This window comes from Pseudoramibacter porci (assembly GCF_009696145.1).
Lineage (GTDB): Bacteria > Bacillota > Clostridia > Eubacteriales > Eubacteriaceae > Pseudoramibacter > Pseudoramibacter porci.
In genome coordinates, this window is record NZ_VUMO01000006.1 from 39,306 (window position 1) to 58,165 (window position 18,860).

The 18,860-nt window shown below is 38.5% G+C and carries 24 protein-coding genes and 7 tRNA genes; 30 read left to right on the top strand and 1 reads right to left on the bottom strand.

Going from position 1 to position 18,860, the window contains the following annotated elements; all coding sequences use genetic code 11:
* Positions 1-19: 19 nt before the first annotated feature.
* Positions 20-832, bottom strand: coding sequence for a pyrroline-5-carboxylate reductase (proC, locus tag FYJ52_RS05635; RefSeq protein WP_328598774.1), 813 nt, complete (start codon positions 830-832; stop codon positions 20-22).
* Positions 833-970: 138 nt separating this feature from the next.
* On the opposite strand from proC, the gene FYJ52_RS05640 reads away from it, so the two are divergent.
* The 30 genes from FYJ52_RS05640 (at position 971) to FYJ52_RS05785 (ending at position 18,772) form a co-directional block, all read left to right on the top strand.
* Positions 971-1,061, top strand: a tRNA-Ser gene (locus FYJ52_RS05640).
* 18 nt (positions 1,062-1,079) lie between these two features.
* Positions 1,080-1,155 (top strand) — tRNA-Ala (locus FYJ52_RS05645).
* Between the two features lie 684 nt (positions 1,156-1,839).
* Positions 1,840-2,364, top strand: a complete 525-nt coding sequence (locus FYJ52_RS05650) for an HD domain-containing protein (RefSeq protein ID WP_154576259.1) — start codon at positions 1,840-1,842, stop codon at positions 2,362-2,364.
* 110 nt (positions 2,365-2,474) lie between these two features.
* On the top strand, positions 2,475-2,693 hold the full coding sequence (rpmE, locus tag FYJ52_RS05655; RefSeq protein ID WP_154576260.1) for a 50S ribosomal protein L31: 219 nt from the start codon (positions 2,475-2,477) through the stop codon (positions 2,691-2,693).
* A 38-nt stretch (positions 2,694-2,731) separates the two neighbouring features.
* Entirely contained in the window at positions 2,732-3,589 is an 858-nt protein-coding gene (gene prmC / locus FYJ52_RS05660) for a peptide chain release factor N(5)-glutamine methyltransferase (protein ID WP_154576261.1), read from the top strand.
* Positions 3,590-3,681: 92 nt separating this feature from the next.
* Complete coding sequence (efp, locus tag FYJ52_RS05665; protein ID WP_154576262.1) at positions 3,682-4,239, top strand: elongation factor P; 558 nt, start codon at positions 3,682-3,684, stop codon at positions 4,237-4,239.
* Complete coding sequence (locus FYJ52_RS05670) at positions 4,239-4,517, top strand: hypothetical protein (protein ID WP_154576263.1); 279 nt, start codon at positions 4,239-4,241, stop codon at positions 4,515-4,517. The genes efp and FYJ52_RS05670 overlap by 1 nt, the downstream gene beginning before the upstream one ends.
* 14 nt (positions 4,518-4,531) lie before the next feature.
* Positions 4,532-4,876: an Asp23/Gls24 family envelope stress response protein gene (locus FYJ52_RS05675; protein ID WP_154576264.1), complete on the top strand. Its 345-nt coding sequence runs from the start codon at positions 4,532-4,534 to the stop codon at positions 4,874-4,876.
* Between the two features lie 46 nt (positions 4,877-4,922).
* The gene (gene nusB, locus FYJ52_RS05680) at positions 4,923-5,369 is read left to right on the top strand and encodes a transcription antitermination factor NusB (protein ID WP_154576265.1); all 447 of its coding nucleotides are present in this window, start codon (positions 4,923-4,925) and stop codon (positions 5,367-5,369) included.
* Between the two features lie 7 nt (positions 5,370-5,376).
* On the top strand, positions 5,377-6,336 hold the full coding sequence (locus FYJ52_RS05685; protein ID WP_154576266.1) for a Kae1-like domain-containing protein: 960 nt from the start codon (positions 5,377-5,379) through the stop codon (positions 6,334-6,336).
* Complete coding sequence (xseA, locus tag FYJ52_RS05690) at positions 6,333-7,562, top strand: exodeoxyribonuclease VII large subunit (protein ID WP_154576267.1); 1,230 nt, start codon at positions 6,333-6,335, stop codon at positions 7,560-7,562. The genes FYJ52_RS05685 and xseA overlap by 4 nt, the downstream gene beginning before the upstream one ends.
* Positions 7,540-7,779 (top strand): exodeoxyribonuclease VII small subunit, encoded by a 240-nt coding sequence (gene xseB, locus FYJ52_RS05695; protein WP_154576268.1) that lies wholly within the window; start codon positions 7,540-7,542, stop codon positions 7,777-7,779. The genes xseA and xseB overlap by 23 nt, the downstream gene beginning before the upstream one ends.
* A 5-nt stretch (positions 7,780-7,784) precedes the next feature.
* Positions 7,785-8,687, top strand: a complete 903-nt coding sequence (locus tag FYJ52_RS05700) for a polyprenyl synthetase family protein (protein ID WP_154576269.1) — start codon at positions 7,785-7,787, stop codon at positions 8,685-8,687.
* Positions 8,688-8,780: 93 nt separating this feature from the next.
* Positions 8,781-9,071, top strand: coding sequence for an arsenic metallochaperone ArsD family protein (locus tag FYJ52_RS05705; RefSeq protein WP_154576270.1), 291 nt, complete (start codon positions 8,781-8,783; stop codon positions 9,069-9,071).
* A 161-nt stretch (positions 9,072-9,232) separates the two neighbouring features.
* On the top strand, positions 9,233-10,078 hold the full coding sequence (locus FYJ52_RS05710) for a fumarate hydratase (protein WP_328598769.1): 846 nt from the start codon (positions 9,233-9,235) through the stop codon (positions 10,076-10,078).
* Positions 10,079-10,639: a Fe-S-containing hydro-lyase gene (locus tag FYJ52_RS05715; protein WP_154576271.1), complete on the top strand. Its 561-nt coding sequence runs from the start codon at positions 10,079-10,081 to the stop codon at positions 10,637-10,639. It abuts the gene before it with no gap.
* Positions 10,640-10,655: 16 nt separating this feature from the next.
* Positions 10,656-11,906: a pyridoxal phosphate-dependent aminotransferase gene (locus tag FYJ52_RS05720; protein WP_235901548.1), complete on the top strand. Its 1,251-nt coding sequence runs from the start codon at positions 10,656-10,658 to the stop codon at positions 11,904-11,906.
* A gap of 24 nt (positions 11,907-11,930) precedes the next feature.
* On the top strand, positions 11,931-12,944 hold the full coding sequence (locus FYJ52_RS05725) for a LacI family DNA-binding transcriptional regulator (protein WP_154576272.1): 1,014 nt from the start codon (positions 11,931-11,933) through the stop codon (positions 12,942-12,944).
* A gap of 149 nt (positions 12,945-13,093) precedes the next feature.
* Positions 13,094-13,167: transfer RNA gene (locus FYJ52_RS05730), tRNA-Gly, on the top strand.
* 25 nt (positions 13,168-13,192) lie between these two features.
* A tRNA-Arg gene (locus tag FYJ52_RS05735) sits at positions 13,193-13,269 on the top strand.
* A 10-nt stretch (positions 13,270-13,279) separates the two neighbouring features.
* Positions 13,280-13,355, top strand: a tRNA-His gene (locus FYJ52_RS05740).
* A gap of 10 nt (positions 13,356-13,365) precedes the next feature.
* A tRNA-Gln gene (locus FYJ52_RS05745) sits at positions 13,366-13,441 on the top strand.
* Positions 13,442-13,451: 10 nt separating this feature from the next.
* Positions 13,452-13,527: transfer RNA gene (locus tag FYJ52_RS05750), tRNA-Lys, on the top strand.
* Between the two features lie 92 nt (positions 13,528-13,619).
* Positions 13,620-15,002: a phage minor capsid protein gene (locus tag FYJ52_RS10305; protein ID WP_328598775.1), complete on the top strand. Its 1,383-nt coding sequence runs from the start codon at positions 13,620-13,622 to the stop codon at positions 15,000-15,002.
* The gene (locus FYJ52_RS05760) at positions 15,002-15,226 is read left to right on the top strand and encodes a hypothetical protein (protein ID WP_154576274.1); all 225 of its coding nucleotides are present in this window, start codon (positions 15,002-15,004) and stop codon (positions 15,224-15,226) included. Before FYJ52_RS10305 ends, FYJ52_RS05760 begins: the two co-directional genes overlap by 1 nt.
* 47 nt (positions 15,227-15,273) lie before the next feature.
* Positions 15,274-15,669 carry a beta-sandwich lipoprotein gene (locus FYJ52_RS05765; RefSeq protein WP_154576275.1) on the top strand — a complete coding sequence of 132 codons (396 nt, stop codon included), beginning with the start codon at positions 15,274-15,276 and terminating at the stop codon, positions 15,667-15,669.
* A 128-nt stretch (positions 15,670-15,797) separates the two neighbouring features.
* Positions 15,798-16,088, top strand: a complete 291-nt coding sequence (locus FYJ52_RS05770) for a hypothetical protein (RefSeq protein WP_154576276.1) — start codon at positions 15,798-15,800, stop codon at positions 16,086-16,088.
* Between the two features lie 308 nt (positions 16,089-16,396).
* On the top strand, positions 16,397-17,062 hold the full coding sequence (locus FYJ52_RS05775) for an amino acid ABC transporter permease (RefSeq protein ID WP_154576277.1): 666 nt from the start codon (positions 16,397-16,399) through the stop codon (positions 17,060-17,062).
* Positions 17,063-17,098: 36 nt separating this feature from the next.
* Positions 17,099-17,851 carry an amino acid ABC transporter ATP-binding protein gene (locus FYJ52_RS05780; RefSeq protein WP_154576352.1) on the top strand — a complete coding sequence of 251 codons (753 nt, stop codon included), beginning with the start codon at positions 17,099-17,101 and terminating at the stop codon, positions 17,849-17,851.
* Between the two features lie 75 nt (positions 17,852-17,926).
* Positions 17,927-18,772: a histidinol-phosphatase gene (locus tag FYJ52_RS05785; protein ID WP_154576278.1), complete on the top strand. Its 846-nt coding sequence runs from the start codon at positions 17,927-17,929 to the stop codon at positions 18,770-18,772.
* The last annotated feature ends 88 nt before the right edge of the window (positions 18,773-18,860 follow it).

Genomic DNA, 18,860 nt, shown 5'->3' on the forward strand with positions numbered 1-18,860 from the left:
CGGAAATAACCTTTTTTATCTAATTATCTTTTGACATTGCGATTGATTTTTTTATCGTATCTTTTACCGCTTGTGAAACAATTCCTCTAAACCCTTTATTTTCTAATGTTAAAACGCCTTCGATGGTCGTTCCGGAAGGGGAGGTGACCATATCTTTTAGTGCGCCAGGGTGTTGCCCGGAATCTAGAACCATTTTTGCAGAGCCTAAGACCGCTTGAGCAGCAAAGGTATAAGCCTGTTGCCGCGGCATCCCGGCCTGTACCCCGGCATCGGCCATCGCTTCGATAAACATAAATACAAAGGCAGGAGAGGAACCGGAAATGCCCGTTACAGCATCCATTAATTTTTCAGGAATCAATTCAGCTTTCCCGAGACATTTAAATAAAGTTAATACTTCATTTTGATTTTCATTAGAGATGAATTGATTCGGAGTCAAGGCAGACATGCCTTCTCCGACAAGAGCTGGTGTATTGGGCATGACTCGAACAAGAGAGATAGTCTTTCCAAAGAGATCTTCGATTGCAGAAATCTTTTGACCAGCAGCAATTGTGACGATAATTTTAGACGAATCGACGGTATCGCGGATTTCTTTTATGATATTGGGATAAATATTTGGCTTAACCGCTAAAATGATGATATTTGCGTTTTTCACCAAGGACACATTGTCAGTCTCTGGAATAATATTTAATTCATTTACCAGACCAGTTAGTTTTTCCGAGTCAGGATCGAACATACGAACGGATGAAGGGACTACAACTTTTTTATTAATAATGCCCCTTGCTATTGCTGATGCCATATTTCCAGCACCAATAATGCCGACAGGTTGATTAATCATGAAATAACCTCCTTAAGATTTATTAGACCATTATAATCATTTTATGGAAAAGAAAAAATAAAAAAATGATTAATATCTTTTAGATAAGACTTGACATAAAAAAGAACAATGGTAAAATATTTATCGTAGTCTTTTGGAGAAGTATCGAAGAGGTCATAACGAGCCGCACTCGAAATGCGGTTGTCCATTTTTGGGCACGTGGGTTCGAATCCCACCTTCTCCGCCAGTCAAAAACATAATAAATGGGGGTGTAGCTCAGTTGGGAGAGCGCGTGATTCGCATTTACGAGGTCAGGGGTTCGAATCCCCTCATCTCCACCATTTGGCTAAATACCGACGTTTCAAGGCGTCGGTTTTTTTGTTACAACGAGAATGCACGAAAAATGCACGAATTCTGCATATCGCCTTTGCCGACAATACTCAATCCATAATTGCGATAATATGCAATTTTCTGCATATTATGCATTTTTTCTATTCAGTGCGCGGGAATTCACAGAACTAACGGATAATATTTTACAAATTTTTGTACGCAATTTATACTACTTGGCAAGAATTGAATTTTCAATTGTTAATGCAAAAGAAAGCCTTTAGAATATTTATTGTATCGATTGGGAGGCTTTTGAGAGTAAGTAAAAAATAAGCAGAAATGCTATATTAGATTCCGAATGATAAGAAAGTGAGTATTATAAAACGAGAGGGAAAACAAAGCATCTTGATTTTCGAAATATCAAACCAGAAGAGACAGTTCAGGTCGTTGCCATTGAACTTATCTGTTTTTCTAACAGTGAAATTTGCATAGCTTAAGCTGTGCGTGAACAAAGAAATGATATTCATACACACTTTCTTTACCGCGTATAGTAAAGAAGTAACAGAGCAAGTATAGTGTATTTTCAGCTTGCTTTTTTAACAAGACAGATTCTCACAATTTAATCCTAATTTCAGACAAATGGATTATAAATATAACGTAGTTTTAATCAGGATTAGTGAGGTGGAATTTACATATATATGGAAAGTATACGGGAAAAGAAGTATTTTAAACCATTTTATTCTATTACAGCTGATATTATCAATGATCCTAAATTTCAAACATTAAAGCAGCAGCGTCATCATGGAAATGAATTAGGCAGATATGCCCACTGTGTACGGGTTGCTTATTATGCCTACGTCATTGCAAAAAAAATGCATCTCGATAGTTGGTCGACGGCGAGGGGGGCGTTGTTGCACGATTATTATTTTGAAGATTGGCGAACAGTAGAACACAATGAAAGAGGATTCGATCGTATTCGGAATATGCATGCGGTCGTGCACCCGAAACACGCATTAAAAAATGCGGAAAAAGATTATGATCTCAATAAAAAAGAAGCAAATATGATTTTGAGACATATGTTTCCGGTGACGGTTACACCTCCTAAATACGCTGAAAGTTGGATTGTTTCTATAGTTGACAAAGGCGTAGCAACATGTGAATTTGCACACGCTATTAAGATGTCATGGGTACAATTCCGTTCATCACAGATAGCAAATGTATAAATTAATCGAGAAAAGTTATTGCATTTCGAATTTTATTTTGATATACTAAAAAAGTTGAATTTTAGCTAAAGTTCGATCTTAAATATGCGAATGAGAAAGAGGTGAATACGATGAAAGAAGGCATCCACCCAAAATATGGTAAAGCCATTGTAAAATGTGCTTGTGGCAATACTTTTGAAACTGGTTCCACAAAACCGGAACTGCGTGTTGAAATTTGTTCTGCTTGTCATCCATTCTATACGGGTAAACAAAAATTAGTCGATTCTGGCGGGCGAGTGGAAAGATTTAAGAAAAAATACGCTAAGGTATTAAATAACGAAGAAAAATAAGTCGGTAAACCGGCTTATTTTTTTGCTTAATTGCTAAGATGAAAAACGAAACTTATGAACATGCGCTTCGCCGAGGCGCACAGATACTGAAACAGGCCAATATTCCTGAACCGCGCTTTGAAGCAGAATTATTTTTATCTCATGCGTTAAATACGAATCGGCTTCAATTGCTCGTAAATCAAAATACGAAGCTGACTTTGGAACAAAAACAACGTTACGATCAATGTCTCTTTAAGAGAACCCACCATCAGCCTTACGCTCAAATTGTAGGGCATAAGGAATTTATGGGTTTGGATTTTGTTGTCACGCCGGATGTGTTGATTCCACGACCAGACACCGAGAATATTGTTGAAAATGCTTTACAGATTTTAAAAAAGATGCCACAACAGAAACTTCGTGTTTTAGACTTGTGTTGCGGATCCGGAGATATAGGGATTGCCATAGCCTATTATGAAAAAAGAGCAGTTGTGACGGGATCAGATTTGTCGTTCAAAGCCTTAAAAATCGCAAAGGAAAATGCAAGGAAACACCAGATAGATATAAAGTTTGTGCAGAGTGATTTGTTTCAAGAGCTTTCAGATCAGTACAATATGATTGTAACTAATCCGCCATATATTCCAACTGAGGAAATCGATGATTTATCTCAAGATGTTAAAGATTTTGAACCTCAAATGGCTCTGGATGGCGGGAAAACAGGATTGGATTTTTATCGAAGCATTTTTTCGGAAGCGCGCAATTTTTTAATGCCTGGCGGGACAATCATTTGCGAATGCGGATGGAACCAAATACATGACATCACTTTTATTGCAAATACTAATTATTTTAGCGTTCAAAAAGTTATTCGCGATTTATCCGGGTTAGATCGAGGGTTAGTTTGCAAGAGCTTAAGTCATTGAACAAAAATATCAGGTGTGATAAAATATTAAATAATCATTATTAATTTAGAATAAAATAGAAAAAATATTTCTATGATGGAGGTATAACGGATATGATTTCAGCAGGTGAATTTAAAAAAGGCGTTACATTTGTAATGGATGGGCAGGTTTATGTTGTGGTTGAATTTCAACATGTTAAACCTGGTAAGGGTGCTGCCTTTGTCAGAACAAAGATTCGCAATGTTATTTCCGGAGCGGTAACTGAAACAACTTTCTCACCGAACGAAAAATTTGAACGTGCACATATCGATACAAAAGAAATGCAGTATCTTTACGCGGACGGCGACCTGTATTATTTTATGGATCTGGAATCTTACGAACAGATCCCAATTGAATATGACAAGGTCAAGGATGCTTTACAGTATTTAAAAGAAAACGACAACGCTACCATTCGATTCTTTAAAGGCGAACCCTTTGAAGTCAAAGCGCCAAATTTTGTTACATTAAAAGTTACTCAAACAGAACCAGGTTTTAAAGGAGATACTGCTACAGGGGCAAACAAACCGTGTACGGTTGAAACAGGCGCTCAAATTACGGTGCCGCTGTTTGTTAACGAAGGAGATACCATTCGTGTGGACACACGGGCCGGTGAATACATGGAACGTGTTTAATGGTTGACAATACAAAAACAGCGATTGAAAAACTGGCAAAGCGTATAGATGATTTAGAACGTCGGGTTGCTGAGTTGGAAAACGCAGTGGAAACGTGTCATCATGATGAACAAGATGATTATTATGAAGTCACCTGCGCAAATTGCGGACATACCTTCATTGCAAGTTTTGAAGATTTCGCAGAGGATCGCGTTGTATGTCCTCAGTGCGAAAGTAAGTTTTGTTTAGATGATGACACCCTAGAAAAACTCCAGGATCATGACGAACATCATCATTGAAAAGAGGTATGTAGATGGAAGAAAATATTCATACAACTTCAAACGACATATCAAATGAAATGATATGTTCGATTGCAAGCATGGCTGCATTGGGTATTGATGGAATCGAAAAAATGTTTATGCGTATTTCAGATGAAATACTGGATGCCATTTACCCTTCTGCAGTTTCTAAGGGCGTTAAAGTTGTTGAAAAAGAAGATGGCTATCAGATCGATCTTCATGTCATTACAAGCCTTGGTATAAAAATCCCAGAAGTTTGTGAAGAAGTACAGAAAAAGGTTAAAGAGTCAGTTGAGATTATGGCGGGTAAACCGGTTTCACAAGTGAACATTCTGGTTAAAGGCTGCGGAAAATATTAAATAAATAACTTAAGCCGCTGACAAGCGGCTTTTTTAACGGAGAAAAATGAATAAAGAAAAACGAAAATTTGAAAGAGAGCTTGCTTATCGGGCGGTTTTTCAGATTGGATTTGAAGATCGCGGACAATCTGATTTAAAAGCTAAAATAATGGCAACATTAGATAATGGCGCAGGCTTTGCAGATCCAAAAGAAGATTTCCAGGGTGATCAATATACATACGCACATTTACTCGTGGAAACGGTGGTTGCCCATTTAGAAACAATAGATTCTGAAATTAATAAATATCTCCGGGAAGACTGGCATTTTGATCGTATTCCAAGTGCAGAACTTGCAGCCATGCGAATCGGAGCTGCAGAAATGATGTATTTAGGCTTGCCAATCGAAATAGCTGTTAATGAGTCTGTTGAACTTGCTAAAAAATATTGTGACGAAAAATCATATCGATATATCAACGGTATATTAAATAATTTGGGTAAACATCTAATAAATTGAGGTGGAAATGTTTATTGGAATTGATACGAGCAATTATACGACGTCCATAGCGGGAGTGGATGCACGCAACACAATCATTGTTGACAATAGAAAGATTTTGACAGTGAAGAAGGGGCAGAGAGGATTGCGACAGTCCGAAGCTGTTTTTGAACATGTTCGCAATATCCCTGAGTTGACGGCATGTTTTGCGTCAATTCCAGAGATTAGAAAAAAGGTAAAGGCAATAGGTGTATCTGTTTCGCCAAGACCTCAGACGGGATCGTATATGCCAGTGTTCCGTGTCGGATACGCTATTGCTAAATCCTATGCCGATTTACTGCAAGTTCCACTGTATCGTTTTAGTCACCAGGAGGGTCATATTCGAGCGGCTCTAATTGGACATGAAGAGGTTCTTGACCGGATAAATCAGCCTTTTTTAGCAGTTCATTTATCAGGAGGGACTTCTGAAATTGTTATGGTCGATCCACAAGCTCATACCAATCAAATTGTTGGAAAGACATTAGATTTAAATGCTGGACAGTTAATTGATCGCATTGGCGTTGCTATGGGCTGTTCCTTTCCTGCGGGAAAGGCATTAGAAAAGTTGGCATTAATTTCTAAGCGGCATGACATAAAAGTTGCTTCGCGCCTTGAAGGATGTGATTTTCATTTTTCTGGCCAGGAAAATTATATTCACCAATTAATTGATGATGGAGCGGAATATTCAGAAATCGCATACGCTTTGTTTGAATGTATCGGTAGAACGATTGGTCGATCCATTAATTTATTGTGTGAGCAATATAAAGTTCAATTTGCCGTTTTTTCAGGGGGTGTGATGGCAAACAGTATTGTAAAAGAAACGATAAGAAAACGAATGAAACGTCAATACCATGCTGTATTTGCCAAGCCGCAGTATGCAACGGATAATAGTGTTGGCTGTGCCTTTTTGACAAAAGAAAGGTTTAATCAACAGGAGACATTAAATTGATTTGTAGACACTTAAGTGTTACACAGGCAAACCACTTTGTAAAAAGTGTTATTGCGTCAAATAGCCTGCTGAAAAATGTTGAGATAGAAGGCGAAATTTCTAATTTTAAGGCATATTACAGTGGCCATCTGTATTTTTCGTTAAAAGATGAAGAAAGTAAAATTTCTTGTGTTATGTTTTCGTTTCAAGCAGAACAGCTTTCTTTTCTTCCAAACGAGGGGATGCACGTTATCTGCCGCGGTTCTATAGATGTTTATGAAAAAAACGGTCAGTATCAGTTATATGTCAATGCGATGGAACCAGCAGGTGTCGGAGAATTATTTGTATCGCTGCAAAAGTTAAAAAATCAGTTAGATCAGCTGGGCTATTTTGATGCAGAAAGAAAAAAAAGACTGCCGTCAAATATTCATACTGTCGGCGTTGTGACTTCTGGGAAAGGTGCCGCGGTTCATGATATAATTTCAACTATTCAGAGAAGAAATGCCAGTATAAATATTATTTTTTTTCCTGCAAAAGTACAGGGAGAAAATGCAGCAGAGGAAATAGCAGAAGGGATCCGCACTCTTGATCAAAGAAATGATATTGATGTCATTATTGTGGGCAGAGGCGGTGGCTCAATTGAAGATCTTTGGGCATTTAATGAAAGAAAAGTTGCGGATGCAATTTATCACGCGGAAAAGCCCATTGTCTCGGCAGTTGGTCATGAAACGGATATAACCATCGCGGATCTTGTAGCCGATATGCGTGCAGCGACGCCAACAGCTGCTGCTGAATTAGTTGCGACAGATCAAAACTATCAAAGTCATCGGATATTAAAGATAAAAAATGATCTCGGTTATGCTTTTAATCGTAAAATTCAAAATTTACGCAAACAAATACAATATGATCGTCGAATTATTGAAATAAATAATCCGAGAAAAAAAATAAAAGCACAAAATATTCAACTGCATCATTTGTCTCACCAACTTCAATGGTCGATTCAAAAAAAAGTATTGTCAGCGCAGACTCAAATGCAGTTCATTCAGAAACAATTGTATTTACTTAATCCAAATCAAGTGTTAGAACGTGGATATGCGATTGTATTTGCACCAAATAGGGCGGTTGTTGAGACGGCGACTCAAGCGTCTCAATGGAATCAACTAATGATCAAATTTAATGATGGTGAAGTGAAAGTCCTACTCGAAAAAGAAAGCGAGAATAATAATGCCTCGAAAAAAAACATTTGATGAAAAAATATCAAGACTAGAAGAAATTGTGGCAGAAATGAGCAGTGACCAGCTCAGTCTTGAAAAATCCGTTAAACTTTATGAAGAGGGGATGACGCTGTTAAAAAAGTGCGAAGATGATTTGAAGTCAGCAGAGGGAAAAATAGCGTTATTAACAAATAATCAATCAGGTTATTCTGAATTAGAAGAAATAACAGAAAAAGATTTGGAGGAATAAATCCCATGGATCAGGATTTTAAAAATACTTTGGAAATAATGGCAAAGGATGTTGAAGACGACCTACTTTCTTGTTTTGAAAAACCTTTTGACGCGCCTGATATTATTGTTTCTGCTATGAAATATAGTTTATTTGCTGGTGGAAAAAGAATACGCCCCGTGATTATGCGAAAAACATGCGAGTTATTTGGCGGCGATATTGAAGATGTACGGGCTTTATCATGTGCCATTGAAATGATTCATACGTATTCTTTAATTCACGACGATTTACCAGCAATGGATGACGATGATTTGCGACGCGGCCAGCCTTCTAATCATAAAGTGTACGGTGAAGATATCGCAATATTGGCGGGAGATGCACTGCTCAATTATGCGATGGAAACGGCGTTAGTCGGATTGCAAAATCTATCCCCACAACAGAAAAATAATGGGATTCAGGCTTTGAAAATATTAATGCAGGCTGCTGGTGTCGATGGTATGATCGGCGGGCAGGTCGGCGATGTTTTAGCCGAAGAAGATAGTGAAATGAACGCTGAAAAATTAAAATATATTCACTCTCATAAAACTGGAGCGATATTGACAGCTTCATTGCTTTGCGGCGCGGTAATGGCAGATACCGATTCGAATTCATTAAAATGGATAAGACAATACGGTGAAGCGATCGGAACGGCTTTTCAAATTGTTGATGACATCCTAGATGTCACATCAAATACACAGGTGCTTGGAAAACCTGCGGGAAGTGATCTGGAAGAGCATAAAACAACAATGGTCTCGCTTTATGGTTTGAAAAGTGCTCAAGAAAAAGTTGAAGAGTATCATTCTGTCGCAATTCAAGCTTTATCAAATCTGTCAATTGATACTTCATTTTATGTTCAAATGGCAAATTTTGTGTGCAATCGTGTTTACTAAAATAATAGTGAAAGGATTTGACAAAAAAGTACCGAGAATTTTCAATGAGATTATGGTAAATTAATTATAAATAATGCAAAAGAGGTTGGTCAAATGTGTACAATCAATATTTATAATCCTATCAATGTCGATTTGAAATCTCAACAAGCTTTAGCTATTCAAGTAATTGTTAAAGATTTAAAAAGTCAAGGTATTGATATTCATTTGCGGAATTTTTCTGAAGATCAATCTCGATATACAAATGGGCCGGTAGAGCGTGTCCTTTTGACCGATGGGCCAGATGCCTTTCCGGTTACTGTTGTAGACGGCGAAATATTCCAGAAGGATTCCTATCCGGATTATTATGAGTTGTTAAAATGGAGCGGTGTTGACCATACACCTTGATGAACACTTAGACTGCGTTGGATAACGCAGTTTTTTTTATGTCGATTATAAGTTTCATCATGATAAAAAAGATGAAAAATTTTCAAAAAACTGGATGAAAGCCTTTAAAGCTATGCTATAATAGTAATGTAAAATCTTTTGAAAGGATCAAATGAAATACTGTGAAAATTATTCAGGCAAAAGATATTACAGAAAAAGTCGCTAAATTGTGTATTCAAATTAATACGAGATTAACAGACGATATCGATCGTTCTCTTACCGCAGCACAGCAAAAAGAAGCCTATCCTTTGGCAAAAAATATTTTATCAGTGATTAATGAGAATCGGGAGTTGGCAGCAAATAATCGACGTCCCATTTGTCAGGATACGGGTATGGTAATCGCGTTCGTTCAATGCGGTCAAGATGTGCACATTACAGGCGGCAGCCTTGAAAAGGCCATTCAAAACGGTGTAAAGCAAGCGTACTGTCAAGGCTATATGAGAAAGTCGATTGTTTCAGATCCGCTGATTCGAGATGAAAACACAGATGACAACACGCCAGCTGTTATTCATTATCAAATCATAGAAGGAGACAGCCTCAAGATATCAATTATGGCCAAAGGATTTGGCAGTGAAAATACAAGTGCACTAAAAATGCTTAAGCCATCTGATGGTATGGACGGTGCTAATGATTTTATAGTTGAAACGATCCAAAGGGGAGCGCCAAATGCTTGTGCGCCGATTATTGTTGGCGTTGGGATCGGCGGTGATTTTGAAAAAGCAGCAATGATGTCAAAACAAGCATTGTTTATCCCATTGGATCAAAATAGTGAAAAGCCGCATTTACGCTCCATGGAAAAGAACATTATGCGGACTATTAATGAGACAGGAATTGGCCCAATGGGAATGGGAGGATTGACAACGATGCTTGGTATTCATATTCTTGACTACCCAACGCATATTGCGGGATTGCCCGTTGCTGTTAATATTTGCTGCTATGTTGATCGAAGAGGGACGGTGATCTTATAGATGAAAAAAGTCACTACACCGATTACAAATGATAAAATTGAGCAATTAGTTTGCGGTGAACAAGTTTTATTGTCTGGGACAATTTATACAGCGAGAGATGCTGCACACAAACGGATGATAGAAGATCTTTCTCAGCAAAAATCACTTCCTTTTGATATTAAAGACCAAATTATTTTTTATATGGGACCTTGTCCGGCAGCACCCGGAGAAATTATTGGACCAGCAGGGCCGACAACCTCTCACAGAATGGATAAATACACACCTCGGTTGTTGGATTTAGGCTTAAAAGGCATGATTGGAAAGGGAAACCGTACCAAACCTGTGATCGAAAGTATCCAAAATAATAAAGCTATTTATTTTGCTTGTGTAGGAGGAACGGGTACACTTTGTGCAAACCATATTAAATATTCAGAAATTATTGCGTATCCAGAACTGGGAACAGAAGCAATCAGAAAATTGGAAGTTGAGAATTTTCCGATTTTTGTTGCAATAGATGCAAAAGGTAATAATATTTACGATAACGGTCCGAAGTTATTTCGAAAATACTTGATTGACAATTAAACAAATGGAGGAACTCATGAGTAATAGAATGGTAATTTCATCATCAGTTAGAGAAGCGGGCAATGACCCGATTTTTCACATCGCAGAATTGGCGAAGAACAGAATTGCAGAAATCGGGTCTGAACCTGTAATTAATTCGACGATTGGTTCGTTGATGGATGATGACGGTAATTTAGTAGCATTTGATAGTGTATATTCGACATTCCGCAGTTTGAATAATGCCGAAATTGCAGGTTATGCAAGTATTGCGGGTATTCCTGAATTTTTGGAAAATGTTGTTTACGCATGCTTTAAACATCATCAACCCAAAGGGTACATTGAAGCGGTTGCAACACCGGGTGGTACTGGTGCAGTTCGAAATGCGATTGCAAATTACAGTGAATTTGGTGATGAAATTTTAGTTCAGGATTGGCACTGGGCCCCGTATGGAACAATCGCTCAAGAAAATCGAAGAAAGATTACAACTTTTGAACTTTTTGACGAAAATGGAAATTTTAATTTTGAATCATATGAAAATAAAGTTTTAGAACTGCTAGAAAAACAGAAACGTGTTCTAAGTATTTTAAATACACCGGCACATAATCCGACAGGATATAACATTTCTGACGAAGAATGGAAGCAGTTAGTTGAATTTTATACAAAGACGGCAAATGAACATCCGGATTGGCGCATTATTGTTCTTTGTGATATTGCTTATATCGATTTTGCTGGAAAGGGTGAAAGTGCGCGTCAGTTTATGGAAATTCTCTCGGGGATGCCGGAAAATGTTCTAACGCTTTATGCATACTCGGCTTCAAAAGCAATGACGATGTATGGGCTTAGAAATGGCGCACTTTTATGTGTCGCCCCAACCCAGGAAATTGCAAGTGAATTTAAGGCATCTTGTTCTTTCTCAAATCGAGGCACCTGGTCAAACGGGACAAGATCAGCGCAGGCAACACTGGCAAAAATTATTTCGAATGATCAGTTAAGAGAAGCATTTGAAGCTGAACAAGCAGACTGGAGAAATAAGCTTCAGGCGCGTGCTAAAGCCTTTATGGATTCAGCTAGTCAAGTTGGATTAAAGACATGTACTTATCGTGATGGTTTCTTTATTTCAATTCCGTGCGAAAATCGAGAAGCAATTAGAGATTATTTAGCTGAACATGATAATTTCTTTATTGTTGCCTTAAAGAAGGGACTCCGTTTTGCACCGTGTGCGGTTAATGAAGAAAAATGCAGCAAGGCTCCAGCATTAATTAAAAAAGCGATTGATAAATTAGATTAATCTTTTAGCGAGTGGAGAAGTTTTATGAAAGTAAAAATTGTTGACGTTGCAAAAGAGGCGAATGTCTCTGTTGCAACAGTTTCGCGTGTTGTCAATAATATTCCTTTAGTCAATGAGGAAACTCGGGAAAGGGTTTTAAAAGCAATAAAAAAGACGGGATATAAACCAAACGCAATCGCAAGAAGTTTAAAAATTCAAAAAACCAATACTTTGGGGATTATGATCCCGGATATTTTGGATCCTTTTTATACCTGGATTGTCCGAGGCGCAGAAGATGTTTGCGGTATATACAACTACAATATTATTTTAAGTGATACAGATTTCAATCCAGAAAAAGAAAAAAAATCTCTTGATGTCTTAGTTGAAAAACAATGCGATGGTATTATCTATGTCGGGAAAAACCTTACGGACGAAATGAGAGATCGGTTAACTTCCGCTTCATGCGAAGTGGTTTTGGGCTGTGTACCTGATGTGACGGGAAAACTTTCCGGTGTGTTAATTGATAATACCTCTGCAGCTTATGATCTGGCTGTTAAAGTCATTGATGCCGGACACCGCAACAATATTATTTTTAGTGATGAAAATGACAATGGTTATATCGCTGAAAAACGTCTTGAAGGGATTCAGAAAGCTTACAAAGAAAAGGGATTAGAATTTAATCCGGACCAGATCTATCACTGCCTCTCATCTATTTCGGGAGGATACAATCAAATGAAAGATATTTTGGAAAAGGGTGAAGTATCTTTTTCAAATGTATTTTGTTTTAACGATCAAATGGCTCTGGGCGCCATTCGCGCAATTGAAGAAAAAGGTTATAGTGTACCTAGAGACTATTCTGTAGCTGGATTTAATGATTTTTGGATTTCTGAGTGGGTGACCCCCAAAATCACAACTATTTCTCAGCCAATGTATGATATCGGTGCTGTTGCGACACGAATGTTGATTAAAATGTGCGAAAAAGAAGAAACGGAAATGAAGACCTTATACGTTCCTTATGAAGTTAAAGTCCGTGATTCGGTAAAAGGTATCAGCGAATAAATATTCTTAGACAGCAGCAGTGCATTTATGTTGCGTCTGCTGCTGTCTACTGAATTTAATAAAAAAAAGGGAAAAAAGTATTGACATCGCCGAATATTTCACTTATAATAAGTCCTGTTCTGTTACGAAAGTATTCGCAACAAGAATTTGCGGGTGTAGCTCAGTGGTAGAGCCCTGGCCTTCCAAGCCAGTCGCGAGGGTCCGATTCCCTTCACCCGCTCCAGAAAGTCATTATGGTTGAGGCACGAGCGCCAATAGCTCAGTTGGATAGAGCAACGGCCTTCTAAGCCGTGTGCCCGGGGTTCGAATCCCTGTTGGCGCGCCATTTGCTTGTGGTGGATGTAGTTCAGTTGGTAGAGCGCCAGATTGTGGTTCTGGTTGTCGGGGGTTCGAGTCCCTTCATCCACCCCATTTTTTATTTAGGGGTATGGCCAAGTGGTTAAGGCACCAGACTTTGACTCTGGAATTCGCAGGTTCGACTCCTGCTACCCCTGCCATAACGAATATGATCCATTAGCTCAGTTGGTAGAGCATCTGACTTTTAATCAGGGTGTCCGGGGTTCAAATCCCCGATGGATCACCATCGTCAGAATTGCATCAAATCTTTTATTTGGATTTGGTGCTTTATTTTTTTCAAAAGTATTTCAAATCTTTTATAATGTTTAAATTTACGAAATTCAATCTCAAAGCGCTGCAAGGCGCTTTTTTCATGCCAAAACGAAAAAAGCCATTATGGCAAATGCTATTAAGTGGTCACTCAAAAAAGAGCGTAAAAGCGCGGTAGGTCGGTATATAAAGTCATTAATAGAAGGTTCCCGCCAGGTTTTCTTCAAGGAGAATGAGCCCATTCAGAATTTGATCAAAGCCACAACGGCGCAAACCCACGGCACTTTTCAGAACATTACCCAGTCCATGGGCTTTGCGATGAAAGACCCGGCCGGGAAGATGCGTTATCAATCCCTCCGGAACTTTTACACTCAAACGCTGGACAATGCCATGATGGACATTGAATCCGGCGCTTTTTTGTATAACACGGTATTGGAGCGGACGATCAACACCATGACCAATTCGGGACTTCGATACATCGACTACGCCAGCGGGGTGAGCAGCCGGATCGAGGTTGCCATCCGGCGGGCACTGATGACCGGCTACGGGCAGGTGCAGCGGTACATGAGCGACCAGATCGCAGATGAACTCGGCACCGAATACTTTGAAGTCTCCGCCCACAGCGGCGCCAGACCCGAGCACGAAGAATGGCAGGGCGGCGTCTACACCAAAGACGAGCTTTATTCCATCTGCGGCCTGGACGACGCATTGGGCCTTTGCGGGATCAACTGCTATCACTCTTACGATCCATTTTTCCCAGGCATTTCAAAAAGGCGATACACCGATGAACAGCTCGAAGCCCTCAAGGCCGAAGACGCGAAAGAGATTGAATTCAACGGGAAGAAATACAACAAGTATCAAGCCCTGCAAGAGCAACGCAAAATGGAGCGCCAGATGCGCAAGTACCGGCAGGACATTGACCTGCTCAAAAAGGGCGAAGCTGATAGTTATACGATTGAATGTCGCAAAATAAAATATCAGGTAAGATACAGTCAATATAAGGATTTTAGTGAAAGTATGGGATTACCTATGCAACGTGAGAGAATTTATCAAGACGGTTTATCTTTAAAAAGCGTTGCAAATAGGATTAAAGTTGATAAAATAGATACAAAGAAATTAATTCAAAGTGCCGCTGATTCTGGAATAATAAAACTTGAAATCAATGAGAGAAAACAGACAAGACACATAATTGAGAGCGACAATTACATTGAGGGAAGAAGCGGATTATACGGTGATATTAATAAAGCAAAAGAATTATTCAATAGATATTCAATGACAGGTGAAGCAGTAATTTCAAAAAGTGGTGTTTGGCAACATAAAGAAAAAATAAAAGCCGATGAGCCTATAGGTGTTTATATTTCATTAGATGGCAAAAAATCTGAAACTAATTGTGCAACAATCGTTTATTCAAAAACTGGTTCACATATTTTCCCGAGAAGAGGTGAAAAATAATGGATTTGAAAAAGTATGCGGGAAAGAGAGTAAAAATAACTACGAAAAATCCAACAGCAGTGTTTATAGGTCCTTTAGATGATTATATTTGGCCAGAAGATAATGAAAATGGGAAGGAAAGTGTTATTATTGTTTGCGAAGAAGGAAGCTACTTTGCAAAGGGCACATCTGTTGAATTTTACGAATCAGATATCGATAAAATTGAGATTCTTGAGAAGAAGTAAGCATCGCTTAGGCGGTGCTTTTTTAGTGCCTGAAAATAGGAGGAATGATGAACAAGAAAAAAATAATATCATTTGCTTTGGTGGCGGTTTTAGCCGTGTCTTTGTGCGCTTGCCGTCAGGCAAATCGGGCAGATCACAACATCACGCAGGAAGCTGAAAACTTTAATATTTATCGTCGATTAACGGTGATCGACTGCATCACTGGACAGACACTTTATACCGTTGAAGGTAAAATGAACATCAAAGCAGATACTGAGGACCATCAACTTGAAGTCATTGTCGAAACGGGCAAAGGCAAATATAAAAAGCATATATTCGGAATCAGCGACAACATGTCTTATATTGTCGAAGACATCTCAGGGAGTGAAGTCAGTAAGTATCACTACGAAATTAATTTTAATCCGAAGCTGTGGATTCCGTATAAGCCGACCGTGAGTGATTGAGAGGCGTCTATGAAACTATTTTGGACCATCGTCGCGGCGATCCTCGCCGTGAAAGTCATTGAATTTGCTGCGGCGTTCATTGTGGGAATCATCTCAGCTGTCATTGAAGAAATGAAAAGGAGGTAGAAATGAACAGAGGCGAGACGCCGACCTTGACAATTGAAATCGATCAGGATGGCCTGGATCTGACAAAGGCCAAGGCGATCCGCGTGACATTTTTACAAAACAGCACAGAGAAGACGACGAAAGAGCTGGATGCGATCAGCGTCAGAAATGCGAGCACCCTCGCCGTGAAGCTCAGCCAGGCGGAAACCCTCGCTCTTTCAGAAGGAACAGTCTTCATCCAGGCCAAGATTAAGATGGATTCAGACAATGTCTTGGTGACCGATATTGTCAAGCAGAGAATTGACACATATTGATTTTAAAGTTTTTTCGAAATTTTCTTAAAATATTAAAAGTTATGTTATAATTATTAGAAATAAATGTGAAAAAGACTGTAGCAAAGAGGCTGTTTTCTATTAAGAAGGCAGTCTCTTTTTATAGATTGAATAAAGATTATCAAAGCACGTTGTTGATCGAATTATTCCTGTAATGCAGTAGAAATTCTATATTAAAATTGTAAATACAAATACAGGGATGAAATTTTAAGTTGATTATAAAAATTGTGTATCGTATAATTATACCGTTCATTATTGTTTATTAATTAATAGGAAGTGAGGAGTTTCATTTGTTAACTTCAGCTCAAGGATGGGAAATTTTCCATGGCACAGTTTTGACCATTGAAATTGCCTTGGTTGCACTTTTCTTTGGCGTGGTTTTAGGTATCATAGTTGCGTTAGGACGCATTTCCCATAACAAAGTGGCAAGAGCGGTCACGTGGTTTTACGTTTGGTTTTTTCGTGGGACACCATTGCTATTGCAGCTTTTCATGATTTATTTTGCAGTTCCCATTATTTATTTAAATGCAACAGGTAGTACTTTAGTAGTTGATCCGATGCTATGTGCTTTTATTACATTTTCTTTGAATTCGACTGCATACATGGCAGAAATCATCCGGGCCGCGATTGAATCTATCCCAGAAGGCCAAATGGAAGCGGCAAAAGCACTGGGCATGAACTATCATCAAGCAATGCGGAAAATCATCATTCCGCAGACTTTTAAACGACTTGTAGCGCCGTTGGGAAATGAATTAATCATGTTGTTAAAAGATACGTCGTTGGTTTCAACGATTGCTTTGTTCGATGTGTTGAGGACTGTTAAAACAATGGCGACGTCAACAGGAAATTGGGTCTATTATTTATATGCGGCAGCAATCTATTTGTTTCTAACAACAATTTTACAGGTGCTTTTCGACCATCTGGAAAAACGTTTTGGCGCGTATGAAAAGAGGTAAAAGATGGATACAACGAATCAAAGCAATAATAAAACGATGGTCGAAGTTCGTAATATTACGAAATATTTCGGCGATTTAAAAGTTTTAAAAGGGGTCAATTTTAAAGTAAATCGTGGCGAAGTTGTTTGTATTCTCGGTCCGTCTGGATCTGGAAAAAGTACAATGCTGCGTTGTCTGAACCAGCTTGAACGCATTACTGATGGTGAAATATACATCGAGGGAGAATTGATGGACCAACGAAAAAATAATAGAACGGTCAATCACATCGATGCGGGCCGATTGCAGCAATTACGCTGCGATTTGGGGATGGTGTTTCAAAATTTTAATTTGTTTCCACATTTAAATGTTATCGAAAATGTAACGGTTGCGCCGATTACGGTTTTGAAAGCAAATAAACAAGAGATCACAAAACGTGGACTCGAATTATTGGATATGGTTGGTCTAAAAGATCGAGCTTACGAATATCCAATTCGTTTGTCAGGAGGGCAGCAGCAACGCGTTGCCATTGCAAGAGCACTGGCTATGAATCCTAAAATCATGCTGTTTGATGAACCGACTTCTGCCTTGGATCCAGAACTGGTTGGAGATGTTTTGGGAACAATGCGCCAGCTTGCTGACGATGGGATGACAATGATCATTGTGACGCATGAAATTGGTTTTGCGCGCGAAGTAGCAGACCGTGTTATTTTTATGGATAATGGCGTGATCTGTGAGGAAGGTACACCAGAACAGGTGATTGATCATCCGCAAGAAGAAAGAACACAGAGTTTTTTGAAAAAAATTTTGTAAGAATAGCATTAGAATAAATAGAGGCTGTCTTCTTTAAATATATTATTTGGGAGGACGGCCTTTTTAAGTAAGAAAATGAAGAAGACAAATTATCATATTCATACAAACTATTGTGATGGAGAAAATTCAATTGAAGAAATGGTTCAAATGGCCATTGCCAAGGGATTCGACAATATCGGCATCTCAAGTCATGCACCATTGATGTATCAAAATGATTGGACAATGCCCGAAAACGCATTGCCACAATATTTTAATGAATTAAGTCAAGTCTCCCAAAAGTATCAGACGAAAATGAAAGTCTTTAAAGGTTTAGAAATTGATTATTATTTACCAAATCATGATCTCTCACCATTGTGTAAGAGCTGTTTAGACAAGTTGGACTATTGGATAGGCAGCATACATTGCCTTGGCCTGATTGACAACGGAGATGTGTCGTATATTGATGATACAAAAGAAAGCTTACAAAAGGGAATTGATCAAATATATGGAGGAGACATTAAAAAAGCCGTTTGTCAGTATTACACAGGGATAGGAGAAATGGCAGAAAAATTCCACCCTGATATCATAGGGCATATTGATATAATAAAAAAGAACAACGAAGATCATTATTTCTTTGACGATTCTTCAGAATGGTATGAGAACGCCTGGCATAATGCGCTAGATCAAATAAAAAAAGCTGGATCCATATTAGAAATTAATACTGGTGGAGCGTTTCGCTACGGCTTGCGGTGTTTGTATCCGAGCGAAGCAATTTTAAAAGAAGCAATAAAAATGAAAATTCCGCTTACAATTAATACAGATGCACACAGTTTTGAAGCGATAGATTATCTAATTAAGGACGCTCTTTATTACTTATCTCAACATGGCCAAGATACTTTAATGGTATATAACGGAAAGGACTGGGTTTCTCAAAAAATATAAATAGATGTTTATTTTTTCCACATTATGGTTTTTTTTCAAAATAATTAATGGTATACTAATGTCTGAGAAATTTAAACCTTACTCACGA

Bases quoted from the DNA above. Each gene is read 5' to 3' on its own strand.
- FYJ52_RS05650 (WP_154576259.1), top strand. From the start codon at position 1,840: ATGGAAAGTATACGGGAAAAGAAGTATTTTAAACCATTTTATTCTATT.
- rpmE (WP_154576260.1), top strand. From the start codon at position 2,475: ATGAAAGAAGGCATCCACCCAAAATATGGTAAAGCCATTGTAAAATGT.
- prmC (WP_154576261.1), top strand. From the start codon at position 2,732: ATGAAAAACGAAACTTATGAACATGCGCTTCGCCGAGGCGCACAGATA.
- efp (WP_154576262.1), top strand. From the start codon at position 3,682: ATGATTTCAGCAGGTGAATTTAAAAAAGGCGTTACATTTGTAATGGAT.
- FYJ52_RS05670 (WP_154576263.1), top strand. From the start codon at position 4,239: ATGGTTGACAATACAAAAACAGCGATTGAAAAACTGGCAAAGCGTATA.
- FYJ52_RS05675 (WP_154576264.1), top strand. From the start codon at position 4,532: ATGGAAGAAAATATTCATACAACTTCAAACGACATATCAAATGAAATG.
- nusB (WP_154576265.1), top strand. From the start codon at position 4,923: ATGAATAAAGAAAAACGAAAATTTGAAAGAGAGCTTGCTTATCGGGCG.
- FYJ52_RS05685 (WP_154576266.1), top strand. From the start codon at position 5,377: ATGTTTATTGGAATTGATACGAGCAATTATACGACGTCCATAGCGGGA.
- xseB (WP_154576268.1), top strand. From the start codon at position 7,540: ATGCCTCGAAAAAAAACATTTGATGAAAAAATATCAAGACTAGAAGAA.
- FYJ52_RS05700 (WP_154576269.1), top strand. From the start codon at position 7,785: ATGGATCAGGATTTTAAAAATACTTTGGAAATAATGGCAAAGGATGTT.
- FYJ52_RS05705 (WP_154576270.1), top strand. From the start codon at position 8,781: ATGTGTACAATCAATATTTATAATCCTATCAATGTCGATTTGAAATCT.
- FYJ52_RS05715 (WP_154576271.1), top strand. From the start codon at position 10,079: ATGAAAAAAGTCACTACACCGATTACAAATGATAAAATTGAGCAATTA.
- FYJ52_RS05720 (WP_235901548.1), top strand. From the start codon at position 10,656: ATGAGTAATAGAATGGTAATTTCATCATCAGTTAGAGAAGCGGGCAAT.
- FYJ52_RS05725 (WP_154576272.1), top strand. From the start codon at position 11,931: ATGAAAGTAAAAATTGTTGACGTTGCAAAAGAGGCGAATGTCTCTGTT.
- FYJ52_RS05760 (WP_154576274.1), top strand. From the start codon at position 15,002: ATGGATTTGAAAAAGTATGCGGGAAAGAGAGTAAAAATAACTACGAAA.
- FYJ52_RS05765 (WP_154576275.1), top strand. From the start codon at position 15,274: ATGAACAAGAAAAAAATAATATCATTTGCTTTGGTGGCGGTTTTAGCC.
- FYJ52_RS05770 (WP_154576276.1), top strand. From the start codon at position 15,798: ATGAACAGAGGCGAGACGCCGACCTTGACAATTGAAATCGATCAGGAT.
- FYJ52_RS05780 (WP_154576352.1), top strand. From the start codon at position 17,099: ATGGTCGAAGTTCGTAATATTACGAAATATTTCGGCGATTTAAAAGTT.
- FYJ52_RS05785 (WP_154576278.1), top strand. From the start codon at position 17,927: ATGAAGAAGACAAATTATCATATTCATACAAACTATTGTGATGGAGAA.